The 17,082-nt window shown below is 54.6% G+C and carries 16 protein-coding genes and 1 tRNA gene; 12 read left to right on the top strand and 5 right to left on the bottom strand.

Annotated features, from left to right (window positions below):
- Positions 1-136 precede the first annotated feature (136 nt).
- From eno to CE153_RS04985, 10 genes are all read left to right on the top strand, one after another.
- A complete protein-coding gene (eno, locus tag CE153_RS05030) occupies positions 137-1,435 on the top strand; it encodes a phosphopyruvate hydratase (RefSeq protein ID WP_099570708.1) in 1,299 nt (432 codons plus the stop codon).
- A gap of 78 nt (positions 1,436-1,513) precedes the next feature.
- A complete protein-coding gene (locus CE153_RS05025) occupies positions 1,514-2,071 on the top strand; it encodes an FtsB family cell division protein (RefSeq protein ID WP_099595378.1) in 558 nt (185 codons plus the stop codon).
- A gap of 8 nt (positions 2,072-2,079) precedes the next feature.
- Positions 2,080-2,646 carry a DUF501 domain-containing protein gene (locus CE153_RS09015; protein ID WP_099595377.1) on the top strand — a complete coding sequence of 189 codons (567 nt, stop codon included), beginning with the start codon at positions 2,080-2,082 and terminating at the stop codon, positions 2,644-2,646.
- A 27-nt stretch (positions 2,647-2,673) separates the two neighbouring features.
- Positions 2,674-3,669 (top strand): Ppx/GppA phosphatase family protein, encoded by a 996-nt coding sequence (locus tag CE153_RS09010; protein ID WP_065447412.1) that lies wholly within the window; start codon positions 2,674-2,676, stop codon positions 3,667-3,669.
- A 40-nt stretch (positions 3,670-3,709) separates the two neighbouring features.
- Positions 3,710-3,792 (top strand) — tRNA-Leu (locus tag CE153_RS05010).
- Between the two features lie 251 nt (positions 3,793-4,043).
- On the top strand, positions 4,044-5,168 hold the full coding sequence (locus CE153_RS05005; protein WP_236824471.1) for an MFS transporter: 1,125 nt from the start codon (positions 4,044-4,046) through the stop codon (positions 5,166-5,168).
- A 326-nt stretch (positions 5,169-5,494) separates the two neighbouring features.
- The gene (locus CE153_RS05000) at positions 5,495-6,070 is read left to right on the top strand and encodes a cadmium transporter (protein WP_099595375.1); all 576 of its coding nucleotides are present in this window, start codon (positions 5,495-5,497) and stop codon (positions 6,068-6,070) included.
- Between the two features lie 33 nt (positions 6,071-6,103).
- Positions 6,104-7,564, top strand: coding sequence for an L-serine ammonia-lyase (locus CE153_RS04995; RefSeq protein ID WP_099595374.1), 1,461 nt, complete (start codon positions 6,104-6,106; stop codon positions 7,562-7,564).
- A 51-nt stretch (positions 7,565-7,615) separates the two neighbouring features.
- Complete coding sequence (locus tag CE153_RS04990; RefSeq protein WP_080788427.1) at positions 7,616-8,023, top strand: FKBP-type peptidyl-prolyl cis-trans isomerase; 408 nt, start codon at positions 7,616-7,618, stop codon at positions 8,021-8,023.
- A 42-nt stretch (positions 8,024-8,065) separates the two neighbouring features.
- Positions 8,066-8,545 carry a GreA/GreB family elongation factor gene (locus CE153_RS04985; protein ID WP_003835271.1) on the top strand — a complete coding sequence of 160 codons (480 nt, stop codon included), beginning with the start codon at positions 8,066-8,068 and terminating at the stop codon, positions 8,543-8,545.
- 132 nt (positions 8,546-8,677) lie between these two features.
- Here CE153_RS04985 and trhA read toward each other — a convergent pair whose 3' ends face one another.
- Positions 8,678-9,565 carry a PAQR family membrane homeostasis protein TrhA gene (gene trhA, locus CE153_RS04980; RefSeq protein WP_099570703.1) on the bottom strand — a complete coding sequence of 296 codons (888 nt, stop codon included), beginning with the start codon at positions 9,563-9,565 and terminating at the stop codon, positions 8,678-8,680.
- 143 nt (positions 9,566-9,708) lie between these two features.
- Between trhA and CE153_RS04975 the strand changes: the two genes are divergently transcribed.
- A complete protein-coding gene (locus CE153_RS04975) occupies positions 9,709-11,193 on the top strand; it encodes a sensor histidine kinase (RefSeq protein ID WP_180753414.1) in 1,485 nt (494 codons plus the stop codon).
- Between the two features lie 120 nt (positions 11,194-11,313).
- On the opposite strand, the gene CE153_RS04970 is transcribed toward CE153_RS04975, so the two are convergent.
- The 4 genes from CE153_RS04970 to CE153_RS04950 all read right to left on the bottom strand — a co-directional run bounded on the left by CE153_RS04970 (position 11,314) and on the right by CE153_RS04950 (position 16,487).
- Positions 11,314-11,592: a WhiB family transcriptional regulator gene (locus CE153_RS04970; RefSeq protein WP_003835265.1), complete on the bottom strand. Its 279-nt coding sequence runs from the start codon at positions 11,590-11,592 to the stop codon at positions 11,314-11,316.
- Between the two features lie 109 nt (positions 11,593-11,701).
- Complete coding sequence (locus CE153_RS04965) at positions 11,702-13,480, bottom strand: FtsK/SpoIIIE domain-containing protein (protein ID WP_099595373.1); 1,779 nt, start codon at positions 13,478-13,480, stop codon at positions 11,702-11,704.
- A gap of 84 nt (positions 13,481-13,564) precedes the next feature.
- On the bottom strand, positions 13,565-15,007 hold the full coding sequence (locus CE153_RS04960; protein WP_180753413.1) for an LCP family protein: 1,443 nt from the start codon (positions 15,005-15,007) through the stop codon (positions 13,565-13,567).
- Between the two features lie 73 nt (positions 15,008-15,080).
- Positions 15,081-16,487 (bottom strand): LCP family protein, encoded by a 1,407-nt coding sequence (locus CE153_RS04950; RefSeq protein WP_180753412.1) that lies wholly within the window; start codon positions 16,485-16,487, stop codon positions 15,081-15,083.
- 263 nt (positions 16,488-16,750) lie between these two features.
- Here CE153_RS04950 and CE153_RS04945 point away from each other — a divergent pair, with 263 nt between their 5' ends.
- Positions 16,751-17,050: a WhiB family transcriptional regulator gene (locus tag CE153_RS04945; protein WP_099570697.1), complete on the top strand. Its 300-nt coding sequence runs from the start codon at positions 16,751-16,753 to the stop codon at positions 17,048-17,050.
- The last annotated feature ends 32 nt before the right edge of the window (positions 17,051-17,082 follow it).

The raw sequence follows: 17,082 nt of genomic DNA, 5'->3' as shown, positions 1-17,082 counted from the left end.
AGGTGAAGTTCCGGACGCATCCGACACGATTTACGTGAGCGTTCACATAAATCGTGTCGGATAAGTTTGCCATACGTCCACAAAACGCACTATTCTAGGCAATGTCATCACAACCTAACGTTTATAAGGAGTAGTTGTGGCAGTAATTGAAAGCGTTTACGCGCGTCAGATTCTCGATTCCCGCGGCAACCCGACCGTTGAGGTCGTCCTCGACACCGAAGACGGTGCCCAGGGTCTGGGTCTCGTTCCGTCCGGTGCTTCCACCGGCGAAGCTGAGGCTTGGGAGCGTCGCGATGGCGACAAGTCCGTGTACCAGGGCAAGGGTGTTCTCAACGCCGTTAAGGCCGTGAATGAAGAGATCGCTCCGAAGGTCATCGGCATGGACGCTTCCGACCAGCGCGCTCTCGATGAGGTCATGATCGAGCTCGACGGCACCCCGAACAAGGGTCGTCTGGGCGCCAACGCCATCCTCGGCGTGTCCCTGGCTGCTCTGTACGCCTCCGCTGAGTCCGCAGGCCAGCCGCTGTACCGCTACATCGGCGGCACCAACGGCCACATCCTGCCGGTTCCGAACATGAACATCATGAACGGTGGCGCTCACGCTGACTTCGCCACCGACATTCAGGAGTACATGATCTCCCCGTACGGCTTCGACACCTACAGCGAGGCTCTGCGTGCAGGCGTTGAGGTCTACCACACCCTGAAGAACGTCCTGAAGAAGGAAGGCCTGGCCACCGGCCTCGGCGACGAGGGCGGCTTCGCTCCGAAGATGAAGTCCAACAAGGACTCCCTGAACTACATCATGGACGCCATCTCCGCCGCCGGCTACGAGCCGGGCAAGCAGATCGGCATCTCCCTCGACGTGGCTTCCTCCGAGTTCTACAACAAGGAGACCGGCAAGTACCACTTCGAAGGTGATGATCGTGAAGCCGGCTACATGCTCGACTTCTACGAGAACCTCATCAACGAGTACCCGATCGTTTCCATCGAGGATCCGTTCCAGGAAGAAGGCTGGGAAGACTGGGCTGCCATCACCTCCAAGCTCGGCGATCGCCTGCAGTTCGTCGGCGACGACCTGCTGGTCACCAACCCGGCACGTCTGGCTAAGGGCATCGAGCTCGGCGCCGCCAACTCCCTGCTGGTCAAGCTGAACCAGATCGGTACCGTTACCGAGACCCTCGACGCCATCGAGCTGGCCACCAAGAACGGCTTCACCTCCATGGTTTCCCACCGTTCCGGCGAGACCCCGGACACCACCATCTCCGACCTGGCTGTGGCAAAGAACACCGGCCAGATCAAGACCGGTGCTCCGGCTCGTGGCGAGCGTATCGCCAAGTACAACCGCCTGCTCGAGATCGAGGAGGAGCTTGGCTCCACCGCTCAGTATGCTGGCTACAGCGCTTTCAAGGCTTGCAAGAAGTACATCGCCAAGTGAGCGTAAGCGCATTGAATATGCGCTGATATAGAATGCCCGTCGTGTTCCTCGTCGAATGCGACGGGTATTTTCGTTGCTATGAGTTCAAAGTCACGCAAGAAAGCATCCAAAAAAGGCAGCGCTGGTCCCATCGCGTTCTTTGTGGCGTTATTTATCGTGGCTTTAGGGATCATCCAGTTGGCGTCGACCTTCCATGTCTATGCGTTGAATATGGCTGAATTGAATGGCTTGAAGAAGCAGGAAGCCTCATTGATAGCGCAAAAGCAGGAATTGGAAAACGACATCGCGCGTTGGGATGATAAAGCCTACGTTACGGCGCAGGCGAGGGATCGTCTGGGATTCGTATTTCCGGGAGAACAGGCTATTCGTGTGGAACATCCCGAAGCGGTAACCGGCGAAACCACAGAAGATAAGAAGACGACGGACGAATCGCAGAAAACCGTACTGCCTTGGTACAAGGAGATGGCGTATTCGTTCAAACAAGCCGACCAGTCGGATGAAGCGAAGTCGATGGAAACGTCCGGAAGTCCGTCAGCCGGCGAATCGGATGCGAATGGAACTGGCCAGGAATCTGGTGACCAGCAGCAAACTTCACAAGACAATAACCAACAGCAATCAGGAGATCAGCAGGAGTGACACAGGGTATGACAATCAGCGAACGGGCCAAAATCTTGGCGAAGAAGGTTCTCGACCAGCCTGCTACCGAGCATGATATTGCTGTGGTCGAGCGTCAGTTGGGTCGTTACCCGCGTGGCATGGTGGCTGTCGGAGCACGTTGCGTGTGCGGCAGGCCTTTGGCTGTGGTCACGCGTCCGCTGCTGCCGGGAGACGTGCCTTTCCCGACCACTTGCTATTTGACTGGTCCGGAAGCGGTGAAAGCCATCTCCCACATCGAAGCCGAAGGCAAGATGAAGGAGTACAACGATCTTTTGGCTGAAGATGACGATCTGAAAACCGCCTACGAGCGTGCGCACGAACTGTATTTGGCCTTTCGGCATGAAATCGCCGTTGCCATGGGAGACAGTGAGGAGCATATCGAAGGCACCAGCGCTGGCGGCATGCCTGTGCGCGTCAAGTGTTTGCATGCCTTGTTGGCGCAAACTCTGGTGATGGGCGAGGGCGCCAATCCGATCGGAGACATGGCATTGGAAGCGATTCGTCATGAATTCGACCCCAGTGTATGTCGTTGCACGGTGGAAAACGAAGACTGAACCATATTCAGACAGAAAGAAGAAGCAATGAAATCCGTTACTGTTGCCGGCATTGATTGTGGTACGAACTCGATTCGTCTGAAGGTCTCCCGTGTCAGTGAAGACGGCGTTGAAGATATTGTTCCGCGTATTCTTCGTGTGATTCGTCTTGGTCAGGATGTTGATAAGACGCATCGTTTCGCCGATGAGGCATTGGAACGTGCTTACGCCGCTGCTCGCGAATTCGCCGAGGTGCTGAAAGAGCATCCGGTGGACGGCATTCGTTTCGTTGCCACTTCGGCCACTCGTGATGCTGAGAACCGTGAGGAATTCGAAGACAATATCGAGCAGATCCTTGGCGTGCGTCCGGAAGTCATCCCCGGTACGGAAGAGGCTGATCTAAGCTTCCTTGGTGCCACGAGCGTGGTTCGTCGCGACGTCGAGGCCCCGTATCTGGTGGTTGATCTGGGTGGCGGCTCTACGGAACTGGTGCTTGGCGGCGACGGTGTAAGCCATCCGAACACGCAGGTGCAGGCCGCGTTCTCCATGAACATTGGCTCTGTGCGCATGACCGAACGCCACTTGAAGAACGATCCGCCTACCGAGGCGCAGATCCAAGAGGCTATTGCCGACATTGACGAGCATATCGATGAAGCGTTCAAAACGGTTCCTGCAGGCAAAACCCGCACTATCATCGGCGTGTCCGGCACAGTGACCACCATGACCGCTCTGGCCATGGGATTGACCGAATATGACCATTCCGCGGTAGATGGTGCCAGCTGCTCGCTGGAAGACGCTTATGCGGTCGATAACAAGTTCCTTAAGATGCCGCGCGAAGAGCGCTTGACTTACAAAACCATTCATCCGGGTCGTGTTGACGTGGTTGGCGGCGGTGCCTTGGTGTGGAATCGTGTGCTCGCCAAAGTCAGCGAAGCGGCCTATGCCGACCATGGTCAGCGTATCGACTCCTTCATGGCCAGCGAACACGGTTTGCTTGATGGCATTGTGTTGGATTACGGCACGCGATTGCTTGCCGAACGTTAACGTGGCATAATAATTTGGGCGTCGGCTTGTTCGATGCCTTGCCGCCATGGCGAAACTGGTATACGCAACCGACTTAAAATCGGTCTCTTCGGATTGCGGGTTCGATTCCCGCTGGCGGCACCATGTGACCCAATCAGAATATACTGGTTGGATCTTGTTTTATCTCGCGCTGAGATGAGCTTAATGTTGACTCAAAATCCAGTGTTCACATGGTGAACAACGCATGACAATCGTCGTGCAGGGGGCTAGTTTTCTCTGCTGTGAGAGTGGTGAACGGCGAACAATCTATGCGACGCAGAAGATATGCGTCTCTATCTATTGACTATTTGACAACGAATCTAGCATACAGTGCGGTACTGTCGATGCTTCCGATAATGCTCACCCAGCGTGTCGGCTCAGCGAGTGTTTTGTCGGGTGTGATGCTTGGTGTTCTATCGGCTGCAGCACGGGGAAGTACACTGTTTTTAGGCCGGTTGATTGAGAAAATATCAACACTATGGCTCATGCAGAGCAGCTTGGCGATTATCGTACTGGGGCTAGTATCTTTTGCGTGGCTATTGCAGGTTTCGCCTGTATTTGCTTTGCTTGGCTTGATGTTGTTCGGTGTTGGCATTTCATTGGTGAATTTCACTCTTCGGGGACACATCATTGCAGCCACTGCAGATAGCAAGGAGCAAGCATCATTCTTTTCGCTGGCAACCTTGTCTGCGAACTTAGGAGCTGCTATTGGTCCTATCACAGCGTCTTATGTACAGCGCAGACTTGGTTTCGCCAACTTTCTCATCATCATTTGTCTGATATATGCCGTCATATCCGTTATCACCGGAATTTGTTTTGAGCGACATGTTTATCTACGAACTTCAGATAGTCCTTCAGAGGAAAATTCGATTCTTTCCACCATCGGTACATTGTTGAGCAGTCGAAGAATGTTGCCGGTATTGCTGATTGTCGTTACTGGCAGTGTGATGAATGGGCAGCTTTTTTCTGGCATGTCGCTCGTATTTCATGGTTTTTCTTCAGATCTGCTGCCGAGTGGACTGTTCTTCACTGTGGATGCCATTGCTGGGATAGTTTTGCAGTTCCCCATCAGCAGGCTGGTGGTACGCATCATGGATACAGGAAAAACATCAACGTATTGCATGGGCTTAAGCCTAGGGTTGTACGGCATCGCTTTTGCGCTGTTCGCAGCGGGAACGTTGACGCAATCGGTATGGTTCATATTTGCTGCTCTGCTGGTATTTGCATCTGCGGAATGCACGTACGCACCGTTGACGAATGTCGCCATGGTGGAATCCGGAGAAAACATGCCTCTTGTCGACATACTCAATTGTCGTCTTATTCTGACAGCCATTGGTGAATCCATCGGATCGTTTTGTGGCGGATTTTTCGTGCCTCTTCTCACATCGGCTTTCCATGCAACATGGATGTATTGGCTGGCTTTGTCCATTATTGCAGTTTGTGGGCTTTTTGTTAGTGTATCCGAAAGGAAATGCAGATAAATGAATAAGAAATTTGACGTTGTGTCTCAAATACTACGTAATGCAGAAATTGCTCCTAAAAAATCGCCGTTGAAGATATGTCTGGATGCCTCACATATGAACAACTAGTTCAACAATCGATGAATCTCAAACAAAAGATACTCTCTCAGTATGCTATTCAATGATGATGACTTGTCATTCATAGTCCGATCTCAGGTCTTCTGGCTGCGATGACGGCCTAATGGTCGAGGTCGTTGTGAAATACTGCTGGATAGCACGTACGAAACAATCCGTTATTACACTGGCGGCATTGATAACCCCAAGTAGCCGACTGGAACGGAAAAAGTATGACGTCGAAAGATATCAAGCCAGTAATCGAACAGCCCGATACGGAAATTCCGCTGATGCTCTCCCAAGCGATTATCGTCGCAGGAGTTTTGGCTGTGGGCGAACTAGCTTGCTCTCCGCTGTATTTCTCGTTGTTGAAGTCGTCGTTGGCGTTGATTCCATGGGCTATGGAAGCGGTGTTCATGGCAGTGGCGTTCACGTTCGTTGTGGGCTTTGCGTTGCTGTGGTGCGCCGAATCGTTCACGCTTAAAATGTGTGAGCGGTTCCGTCCGTTCGCATATGCGATTGTTGGACTTATCGGTTACGGTGTGTGGAGCCTGCTGGTGTTCTCCGCCACCATCAATTCCGTGCTTGCCATGGTGAGGGAAAGTGTGCTCACCAATGGCCAGATTAGTGCGATTGCGCTGAATGGCGCAGCTCTTGGCTTCGTCGCCTTCCTGTTCGCCAAGTTGCTTGACGTTAAACTCGGCAATCGTAAAACCACGGCCATCATCATGCTGGTGGTGGAAGTTGCGGCCGCCATCATTGGTGTGATTATTATGATTCTCATGTTCCGTGCATTGTATGCAGCCTGAGCAAGGCACCTGAGAGGCAAGGCGGCGATTGATATGTTCAGTATTCTCGAAATGTTCAAGATAGGCGTTGGGCCAAGTTCCTCACACACTGTTGGTCCGATGGTGGCGGCATTCAAATTTGTCGAATCCCTTGAACATACGGGAACGCTTGACCGTGTGAGCCGCGTGCGTACGGTACTGTATGGATCTCTTGCGTTAACGGGCTTGGGACACGGTACCGATCGTGCGACTGTGGCAGGGCTGGAAGGCAACATGCCGCAAACCGTCGATACAGACCATGTGAACATCATTCGTCATGAATGCGAGGCGAGTGGGGAACTGTTGCTGGCGGGTAAGCATCGCATCGATTTCGACTATGAGCATGATGTGGTGATGGACGTGTGGCATCGCATGGCCGCGCACCCTAATGGCATGCGTTTCCAAGCATTTGACCAGCAGAACAATCTTGTTGATGAACAGGTCTGGTATTCCATCGGTGGAGGCTTCGTACGGCAAGGCAATGCCGAGGATCTGATGATCGGCATTCATGAGCGTCCACCGGTCGGAACGTCTTTCACCGATCAGCAGAGTGATTCCTCACTTGATGACGGCTTGGATGTGCCATATCCATTCATGTCATGCGACGAACTCATTGCATTATGCGAGAAGCACCATATGAGTATTGCCGACATTGTGTGGGCCAACGAAACGGCCATGCAGTCGGCGGTGCAGGTTCGCAGCGAACTGGATAACGTGTGGCGGGTGATGCGTCGTTGCGTGCAGCACGGATGCCATACGTCGCAGACCGTGTTGCCCGGCGGCTTGAATGCGCCCCGCAGGGCACCGAAAATGTATGCGAGGCTTGCCTCCAACAGTGATGTGCTTGCACGAGACAAGAAACGCGTGGATGCGGTGCTCGAATCGTCGGATGCGGCATGGGTGGATTTGTTCGCTTTGGCGGTGTCGGAGGAAAACGCCGGCGGTGGGCGAATCGTCACCGCACCGACCAACGGTGCTGCAGGAATCATTCCGGCAGTGCTTCACTATTACTGGCATTTCGTTGACCATGCGAACGAAGAGGGTGTTATTACCTTCCTGCTCACTGCAGGCGCGGTAGGGTACCTGTTTAAACGCAATGCCTCCATTTCCGGTGCGGAAGTCGGATGCCAGGGAGAAGTCGGTACGGCATGTTCGATGGCTGCGGCCGGTTTGTGCGCGGTGATGGGCGGTACTCCACAGCAAGTGGAGAACGCTGCGGAAATCGGCATCGAGCATAATCTGGGACTGACCTGTGACCCCGTGGGAGGTTTAGTACAGATTCCATGCATCGAACGCAACGCCATGGCGGCGAATACTGCTATCAATGCGGTTCGTATGGCCATGCTGGGAGATGGAACGCATATCGTGACCTTGGATCAGGCCATCAAAACCATGAAAGACACGGGCGAAGACATGATGGCCAAGTATAAAGAAACCTCAAAAGGTGGTTTGGCGGTCAATGTCGTTGAATGCTAGCGGTGGTTGGTGCTAGTCTAGGTGGCATTGTGCTTTTCAAGGAGGTTCACCATGGCATCTCAAATGCCCATTGTCAATGTTGAGTTCGGCGATCGCCCGACCATCGAATTCTCGTCCGAGACCGCTCCGGCAGGTCTGAAGGTTGTGGAGCTGCTCGAGGGCAATGGCCCGATGGTTCGTCGCGGCGACACCGTCACCGTTAACTATCACGGTGTGGTCTGGGGCAAAGACACCCCGTTCGATTCCAGCTTCGACCGTCACCAGCCGGCCAGCTTCGGCATCGGTGTTGGACAGGTCATCAAGGGTTGGGACCAGACCGTTCCGGGTCACAACGTCGGTTCCCGCTTGGTGGTGTCCATTCCGCCGGAGTATGGCTATGGTTCCCGTGGCGTTCCGCAGGCCGGCATCGGCGGCGAAGACACTCTGGTGTTCGTGATTGACATCATCTCCACCCGCTGAAACTAAGCGGTATAGAGTAATTTCCAAGGTCAAGGAGGCAACATGGCCGAAGAAAAAACGCTTCTGCTGACGCAGGAAGCTTATGACAAGATGAAGGAAGAGCTCGCTTGGCGTGAAGGCGAGTATCGCGACGAAATCCTTTCCAAGGTTTCCGCGGCACGCGCCGAGGGCGATTTAAGCGAAAACGGCGGCTATCAGGCCGCTCGTGAGGCTCAGCGAGTAAATCAGGGACGCATCGAGGAACTGACCGTCAAGCTGCGCAACGCGAAGATTCTGACCGCGCCCAAGGCCGGTGAAGTCGGCGACGGTTCTTTGGTGACGCTGGATGTCAACGGCCGTGAAATGGTCTACGTGCTTGGCACGCGTGACCTATCCATCGCCACGGACTACAGCATCATCAGCCCGGAATCCCCGATCGGCGCAGCCATCAACGGCGCTCACGAGGGAGACACTGTGTCGTACACGGCTCCGAACGGACGTGAGATTTCCGTGACCATCAAGGAAGCCAAGCCGCTTGCCTGAGTGATGTTCGTCATAAGCCGAATCTGATATTCCAACGACATAAAGCGATATAACAAGGCTGGTTCATCGAATAAAATGATGAACCAGCCTTGTCATATATTTCGTCAAACTGCAATCAGATATGAGCTGAACTTACGGCCATAGCTGCACGATCACCATGTAAATCGCCACCATGTGGCATGCGTAACCGGCGACGGTGCCGCAATGAAAAATCTCATGGAAGCCGAACACCTTCGGCCATGGATCAGGCTTACGTAGCGCGTATACGATGGCTCCGGCGATGTAGCAGGCGCCGCCTGCGGCCAACAGCACCACAACCGCCGGGCCGGCGTATGGTGAAATCCAGAACAATCCCATGAATGCCACGCCGGAAACGCCGAAAATAATATACACAATCACGTAAAGCCAGCGTGGGGCACTGATCCAGATGACGTGAATGATGAGCGCCACGGTAGTGCAGATCCACATGCCTGCGATGATTGAATTGCGCCAGAACGGTTCGAGCGCAAAGGAGACCGGCGTATAAGTTCCTGCGATCAGCAGGAAGATATTCATGTGGTCGATGCGTCGTAGCACATCGGTAACGCGAGGCGACCAATCGCCCAAATGGTAGCAGGCGGAATTGCCGAACAACACCAGCGAACACGTCATGAACACGGCACACGCCCACTTCAAACCGGTACCGTGAGCCAGGCAGATCAGTACGATGCCGGCCGCCAATGCCAGGGGGGCGGCCACGGCATGAATCCAGCCGCGCATCGCCGGTTTGGGCCGACCGTGCACGTCAAGGCGAATCTTCCGTTCGATTTCCGTCGGAGTGATGCCTTCTATTTTTGCGGCACGAGCTTCACCCTTGGCAATGGCCATTTTCGCCTTGCCATCGGCCTTCTTGCGAATGTTCTCGGCCTTGTTGCGTGCCTTCACGCGAATTATATCGGCCTTGGCTTGAAGCGCCTGTTCGCGCGCTTCTGCGATGATCGCGCGTTTTTCCTCGATCTGAGCGTCTGTGGGTTTCGCCATCTGCGTGCCTCCACTGTAAGTTACGGAACCGTAACCTACGTTACCGTAACTCATGGATATGTCAATTCCTCTTCCCAATGATATGCGGCTAATATGTGCACGTGTCGTGCAAAACCTCTGGCGTAATGCGTATGATGGACTGCATGGCTGATTTCTCACATATCTTGACGACCCGTCCCGATTTCGATGACGAAGATCGTGAATGGCTGCATCATTTGGTCGCCGACTGGCAGGTGATTGCCGACCTGAGTTTTGCCGACCTGCTGCTCATTTTGCAAAATGGCGAGGGCAAATACATTATCGCCGAGCAGTGTCGTCCATCCACGGTGATGAGCCTTATAACCGATGACGTCGTTGGCGACGTTGTTGAGGAGGGGATGCGCGCTGAATTGGATGCTGCGATGGCCTCCGAGTCGGTGTTCCGTTCCACGGTGCTTCGCACGGTGGGTGGGTCCACGGTATGCAACGTATATGCGCCGGTACGCCACAACGGCAAGACTCTGGGTTTGGTGGTACGTGAAACCAACTTGGCCACCCGAGAGTCGAATGGACGTTACGAATCCGAAAGTATCAGCGCGGGCAAGCAGCTGTATGAGATGATTCCGCGCGACCAGTTCCCGTACCGCAACCCGATCATGAACCAGCGTCATAATGCGCGTGTGGCGGACGGCTTCATCGTACTCACCGTCGACGGCATCGTGCGATATGCTTCGCCGAACGCCATCAGCTGCTTCCGACGTTTGGGGTCGGTCAGCACCATACAGGGGGAGTACCTGAGCGAAATCGGCACTAAACTGCTACGTGAGAACGATCCCGTGCTGGAAACCCTCCCTCTGGTGCTCAGTGGCAAGGCTGCCGTCGACTCTGAACTTGACGCCAACAAGTCTGCAGTGTCCATGCGTTCGCTGCCGTTGATGGAGGCCAATGGCCGTGTTGGCGCTGTCGTGCTATGCCGAGATGTGACCGAGCTTCGTCGCCGTGAAAAGGAATTGCAGACTAAGAATGCGACGATTTCCGAAATCCACCATCGCGTCAAGAACAATCTGCAGGCGGTTTCCGCATTGCTGCGACTGCAGGCACGTAAAACCAAGTCCGAAGAAGTCAAGAAAGAGCTGAAAGAGGCGCAGCGCCGTGTGCAGACCATCGCCATGGTTCATGAAGGCTTGAGTCAGACCGCCGATGAGATCGTCGACTACGACAAGGTCATTTCCAGTCTGTTGAAGATGGCTGTGGATTTGGCTACCATGCGCGACCAGCACATCGACATTGATTTCATCGGACGATTCGGCATGATGCCGGCGCAGGATGCCACGCCGCTGTCTCTGGTGCTGACCGAGCTGATCACCAATTCCGTGGAACATGGTTTTGAAGGCCGAAAAGACGGGCACATCACGATTTGCGTGGGTCGTGGCGGCAACAACCTCAATGTCATGGTTGAAGATGATGGCATCGGTTTGGCCAATGAGGAGCATGACGGCATGGCGCGTTCCTCCGGGTCCGGTCTGGGCACGCAGATCATCAGCACGTTCGTCAAGAACGATTTCGGCGGTACGGTCCGTTGGGAACCTCGCCGTGGCGGCGGCACCCGAGTGGTGCTTGACATGAAGCTGCGTGCGGCGCAGGACTGATGAACGCGAAAGCGATTCGGAAGGCATAAAAAAGTCCGGTTGGCTGTTAGGCGTCAACCGGACCTTTTTGTAAGTTGCTATTCGCAGAGCGTATGCGAATGACGGATCTTCGAAAAACCTTTAGATCTGCATCTGCATAGCCTGGGAACGACGGGCGCGCATGGCACGACGCTTAAGCGCGCGGCGCTCGTCTTCGCTCAGACCGCCCCAAACACCGTAATCCTGATTGGTGTCGAGAGCACATTTCAGACACGCGTCAATCACCTTGCAGGTGCGGCAAACGGCCTTGGCCTCTTCGATCTGCTGGTAGGCGGCGCCTGTGTTGCCGACCGGGAAAAACAGCTCCGGATCCTTGTCTCGACATGCGGCCTTGGCGCGCCAGTCAAAAGCACTGCTCATATAATTAATCGCCTTCCTCTTGCCATGTAAGGCATGTAAGTCCGTTACTCAGATAACCACGAATCGTGCGACTTTTCAAGAGTTTCCACGAAAAGAATCCCACGAATCGTCAAAAACCTTGAAATTCTACACACTGAATAGGGCAGGCTTTGGCCTGCTGAATAAGCACGCCACGACCGTGGAGGGTATAGTCATCCGCTGAGAATCCGTCCAGAATCGCGCCGGGAATGCCCAACATCAGATCGTTGGAACGTTCTCCGCTGGGAAAAGCCACACGGGTGGGGCATCGGTCCAACAGTGCGGAAGTGGGTTTTTCCGTAGCTGCGATCACGGTGATATTGGGATTTGCCAATGCCTCCCGCAGTTCGTTCGCTTCAGGCGAAGTGGAAAAAGGATTGAGCGGATCGTCCGCATCATCCACAATCCAGATGCTGCGTTCATACAAAGACGAGGGCCTTCCGTCATCCGTCACCATGCCATGTTCGCTTTTGCGTGTGAAACGAATATTGGCACGACCTGTGTCGTACAGCCAACGTGCGCAATGCAGCAGCAGATTGGTTTTACCGCTGCCATAGGCGCCGATAATGGCGATGTTTTGTTGGCTCACGTCAAGAACGGCGGTATGTACAAGCACGCCATCGTCAGCAAGAGCGAAAGGAATTTCGTGCCATGGCCGGTTCGTTGTGGTCGACAGATCGGATTGCGTCGCATGCCGGGCGAGCGGATCGGAAAACAAGAGATCGGGGTGTTTGCAAGCATGGAATCGTGCGGCTGTGTCGATGTTGCGGATAAGTCGGTTGACATCTCGAACCGCGCTGCACAGGAAGGGCGTGGTGCGCTGTCCGTCATTGCAATAGGCGGCGCCAGGCATATGGGGAGGAATCAACGCCGCGTCTCGTATGCCGATCAATTCGTTCGACTGCATCTGGTCCGTAACCCTTAAGCATATGCTTAGCGACATGTTGGCCTTCATATCGGCATGAACCTGGCCCATGGGATTTTGCGTGCAGACAATCAAATGCATGCCGAGGGAACGGCCGAGCGATGCAAGACGGTTCAACCGTTGCATATAGTCGGGCAGACGGTCGCGAAGTGCGTGGAACTCGTCGATGACCACGACCAGTCTTGCCGGAGGATTGGCCAGCTGGTCGAAACGGGAGACACGTTCGGCGCTCACCAAAGTCTCACGCCGAATCAGTTCCTGTTCGATGGCGTTCAGTGCACGGACCGCATGGGACAGGTCAAGATCGCAAACATTTCCAACCGTGTGCGGAAGCTGTTCCAAGGCATTGAACGTCGATCCGCCCTTGAAATCCAGAAACACGAAATGCAGATCGTCCGGGCTGTGCTGCATGGCGAGCGATAGACACCAACTGATGAGCAGTTCCGATTTTCCCGATCCTGTGGTGCCTGCAACCATCGCGTGCGGGCCTGATCGTTGCAAATCCGTATGGAACAAGCCACGTTGCGTGATTCCTAAGGGGCAGGAGGATGTGGGGGAGAGCCACGTTCGGGCGATGGTACGCCACGGCAGCATGTCGTCATCCAAACCGTAGAGGCGTTCGAAACATACACGGGGCATCGCGGCGAATGGTGATCGGTCAATGGCCCGCTCTAGCGTTTCCGCAACCTTCGACGGCGCCGGGTCCGTAGGTTCGTCATGCTGCTGTTTCTGACGAAACCGCAATGCCATGGATATCAACGACATTGCGCTGCCGACAAGCCCCGGAGCAAGCATAGCCACGTACAGCCATTGTCGTTGCGCGACCATCGCGACAAGCATGACGAACTGCGCCAGCACAGGCGCGGCCCAGCTGATGAGCATCAGCCGGTTTTCATTGAATCCATCGGTATGCTTGCGTTTGTTCTTGCCATTCATACCCGCCATAGTGGGCAATGCGGATAAGTGGGTGCAAGCTGAAACCAAGGTTGTGGTCGGAGGATGAGTTATCCACATCCTCCGACTGGAATGTCAGCCCTGCTGTTCGGCAAGCGTGCCTACAGTGCCTGCCTCGTGGGTGCCTTTGGCCAGCTCGGAGAACAATTCGAGATTCTTCTGCTCATCCAACAACACGCTGGAGCCAACGCCATCAACGTAATAGTCGGGGTCGGTCCAGTAGACGCTTCCCGAAATGCCTTGGTCTCCGGAAGCGCTTTTGAAGGCCAAGGCCATGTGCAGCAGCGATGAGGTCGAAGCCTTCTCATCCACGGTCACGGAGCTTAACGCCGCTTCCGCTACTTTCTTGACCTTACCGAAGTTCAGAAGCGTATTCTTGGATGCGCCCTTTTTCACTATGGCGTTGATGACCTGGCGCTGACGGGCCGCACGTCCGAAATCACCTTGCGCGTCGGCATAACGCATACGAGAGAACGCAAGCGCGGTGTTGCCGTCGGCAGTATGGCAACCGGCAGTCCAGTGCAGTTGGGAGTACGGGTCATCCACGTCTTGGTCGTAGCACAATTCAACACCGCCAAGGGCGTCGACCACTTTGACAAGGCCGCCGAACTGCACCATGGTAACATGGTCGATTTTCTGCCCTGTGATGTCTTCAACCTCGTTGACCAGCTGTTTTCCGCTATACAGTTGCGCGACCGCATTGATTTTCATATAGTTTTGGTCGATTTCCACCAAGGAATCACGCGGAATGGAAATCAGTGAGGACGAGCCGGATTTCGGCTTGGTGAGTACGAGAATGGTGTCCGTTCTGAAACCGGTCACGTCTCCCGCGTCGCCAATGGTGCCTTCGCGCTCGTCAGAACCGAGAATCAGCCAGCTTTCGCCGGCGGTATCGGCTTTGCCGGTCAGCCAGGACTGTTTGTTGAGCTGCCCGTCCACCCAATTCCATGCGGAGAATGTCGACAATCCCAAAGAGAGGATTATGGCAAGGAAGATGATCAGAATGGTTCTTCCCACATGGCGCTTTCCGTGCGGTCGAACGGATTTTTTTGCGACGGATTGCAATGCCGATGCGCCGGAGCCGGCCATGTTTTGTCTTGAGGTGCCTTGGTTGGTCATTCGTGGTGTGCTTGCTGGTCTGGAGGAGGAGCCTCGTACCTGTTGTACCGTACGTTTCGGATTATGCGATGCTGAAACAGGTGCGAATGAGGCGGGAGAGGACGTGGCCGGTTTGCGTGTTCCGCTGGCGGAACGTGCGGCAGGGCGGAAGCTTTGCGGTGTGCCCGACGCAGCTGCGGATGGCGCTGCGGAAGCCGATTGCGTGGATCGTCTGGCCGAATGCGAAGCGCTAGAACGGGCCTGTTGCGAGGCAGGAGAAAAGCTCGGAATCGATTGGGAGCCGGATTTCGGAGGAACCGGGGATTTATGAGGTTGTGGTTCCGTCTTCTTCCGCCCTGCGGACGGGATGAAGCTCGGTGGTACGGACATGGGATCCTTGCCGCCGTTCTCTTCACTCATACAAATATCCTCCACAAAGAAATCCGTTCCTACACCATTTACACCGTGTAGGAACGGATTCGGTGAAAGCGGTCTAGTTCTTTGCGGGAACGGCACAAACCGTCGCATTGAGGTAACGGTCGGCAAGTCCGATGTACTGTCCGGTAAGAGCGTCATGGATGGAACCATCTTCAGGGTCGACCGTGCCGCCGGTGTTCGGATCGATCAGCGTGCCATCGGCTTGCGTGATCAGACCAGTAACTGGATCGGGCGTGGGTGCTGCTTCCTGGGAACCCGCATTGTCGGTGCCTTCAGCCGAAGTATCGGTGGAATCGCCGGAATTGTCTGCGCTGCCGTCATTAGTGTTCGCCTCGGACTCATCGGAACCATAAATCGGCTTGTCCGCGCGCATCTTTTCCCAAAGCGTCTCCGCCTCATCGGCCCAGACCGAACGGTTCGGATCCGACGGCGCGGACACTACCGGAACGGTCTGCGAATACAGGTTGGACAGATTGAAGTCCTTGAGACTCATGGCGAGACCTGCAAGTGCGGCGGTGTCGGCCATGCCTTGCGAAATATACAGTGATTGCAACGCCGATTTCGCCAGCTGATATAGCTGTGCGGTATCGGTGAGAAGATTCTTGCTGAGTGCCTCGTTCATCAACTGTTTGATGAGGTACTGTTGCCTGGTCGTGCGCGACGTGTCGGAACCATCTCCCAAACCATGGCGGGTTCGCGCGTACTGCGTCGCCTGATATCCATTCAGATGGTGCAGTCCCTTGGTGAGCTGCAGGCTGGTGTAGGGATCGTCGACATCCTGCGGGATGCACAGGTCGACGCCTCCCACGGCGTCAACCATCTTGACCAAACCTGCGAAATCCACGACGATGAAGTTCTGAATGTTCAATCCGGTGAGACTGTTCACTGCATTCAACGTGCAGCTTGCGGCCGAGGCGAGATCGCCGCCGGTCTGATATGCGTTCGCGAAAATTGAATTGAACATCACGTTGTATTGCGCTGGAATCGTGCCATTGGTCGTCTCGCACTGGGGCACATCCACCAAGGAATCGCGCGGAATGGAAACCAGGTTGATTTTGGTGCGGTCCGCGGAAATCTGCACCACCATCGTGGTGTCAGCCTGATGGTTGCCTACCACATCGTCGAAATCGCCTCCGACGGACTGGTTTTCCTTGCCATCGCGGGAATCCTGCCCGATGAGTACGAATTCGATAGGCTTGCCGGAATTTGGGTCGATGATCGCCGTGTTGGCATCAAGTGAACCTTGACCGATAATTTCCACTGAATGGTTTTTGATGATGCCATTCACATCCAACCATGTCGCGGCTGCCGCGGTTCCCGAGAACACTAGCATCGCCGCGATGACCGAAGCGACTATCGTCCTCGTGCGATGCTGCACTCGATATCCAAGGCTGTGTCGCGGCTGTGCATCTCGCAGTCCATTGACGTTAGGAAGCTTATCGCCGGCTGGTGATGTGGTCACGGTATCGCCTTCCTGTTTATACAAAAGATCACGCCATATCTCAACGCGTTCTAGAACATACCACTACTCTGTTATGGGATTATAGAGATGTTCCCCGATTTTCACTGATTTTGCTTCAGACCCCCATCGTCCCGGTCGTTCCATATACCACATTTTTCTTGAATCAAGGTTATTGACACGGCGGAAAACTTGACAAAAAGAAATTGCATGTGTGTAATTTAACACGACTGAAGTGTGCATATGTATAGATATGGGGAGGACGCATGTGGGGCGTGATCGATGAGTCCTCCGACAATCCGCTTGCGGAGTTGTGGGGTCTGTTCAAGCGCGATGACGATGTTTCTTGGCAGCATAGGGCCTTATGTTCCCAAACCGACCCGGAGGCGTTCTTTCCTGAAAAGGGCGGTTCCACTAGGGATGCCAAACGCGTGTGCGCCCAGTGTGAGGTCCGCGAACAGTGCCTGAAATGGGCCATCGAACACGATGAGCGATTCGGCATTTGGGGTGGTTTGAGCGAACGCGAGCGTCGTCGTTACAAGAAGGAACACAAGGAACAAGCATGACGTACGGCATGCCCCGTGCGTACACTGGAAAT

This window comes from Bifidobacterium sp. N4G05, assembly GCF_002742445.1.
Taxonomy (GTDB): domain Bacteria; phylum Actinomycetota; class Actinomycetes; order Actinomycetales; family Bifidobacteriaceae; genus Bifidobacterium; species Bifidobacterium hominis.
Note: the sequence above shows the minus strand (reverse complement) of the source record. Positions and strands in the feature narration are given on the sequence as shown.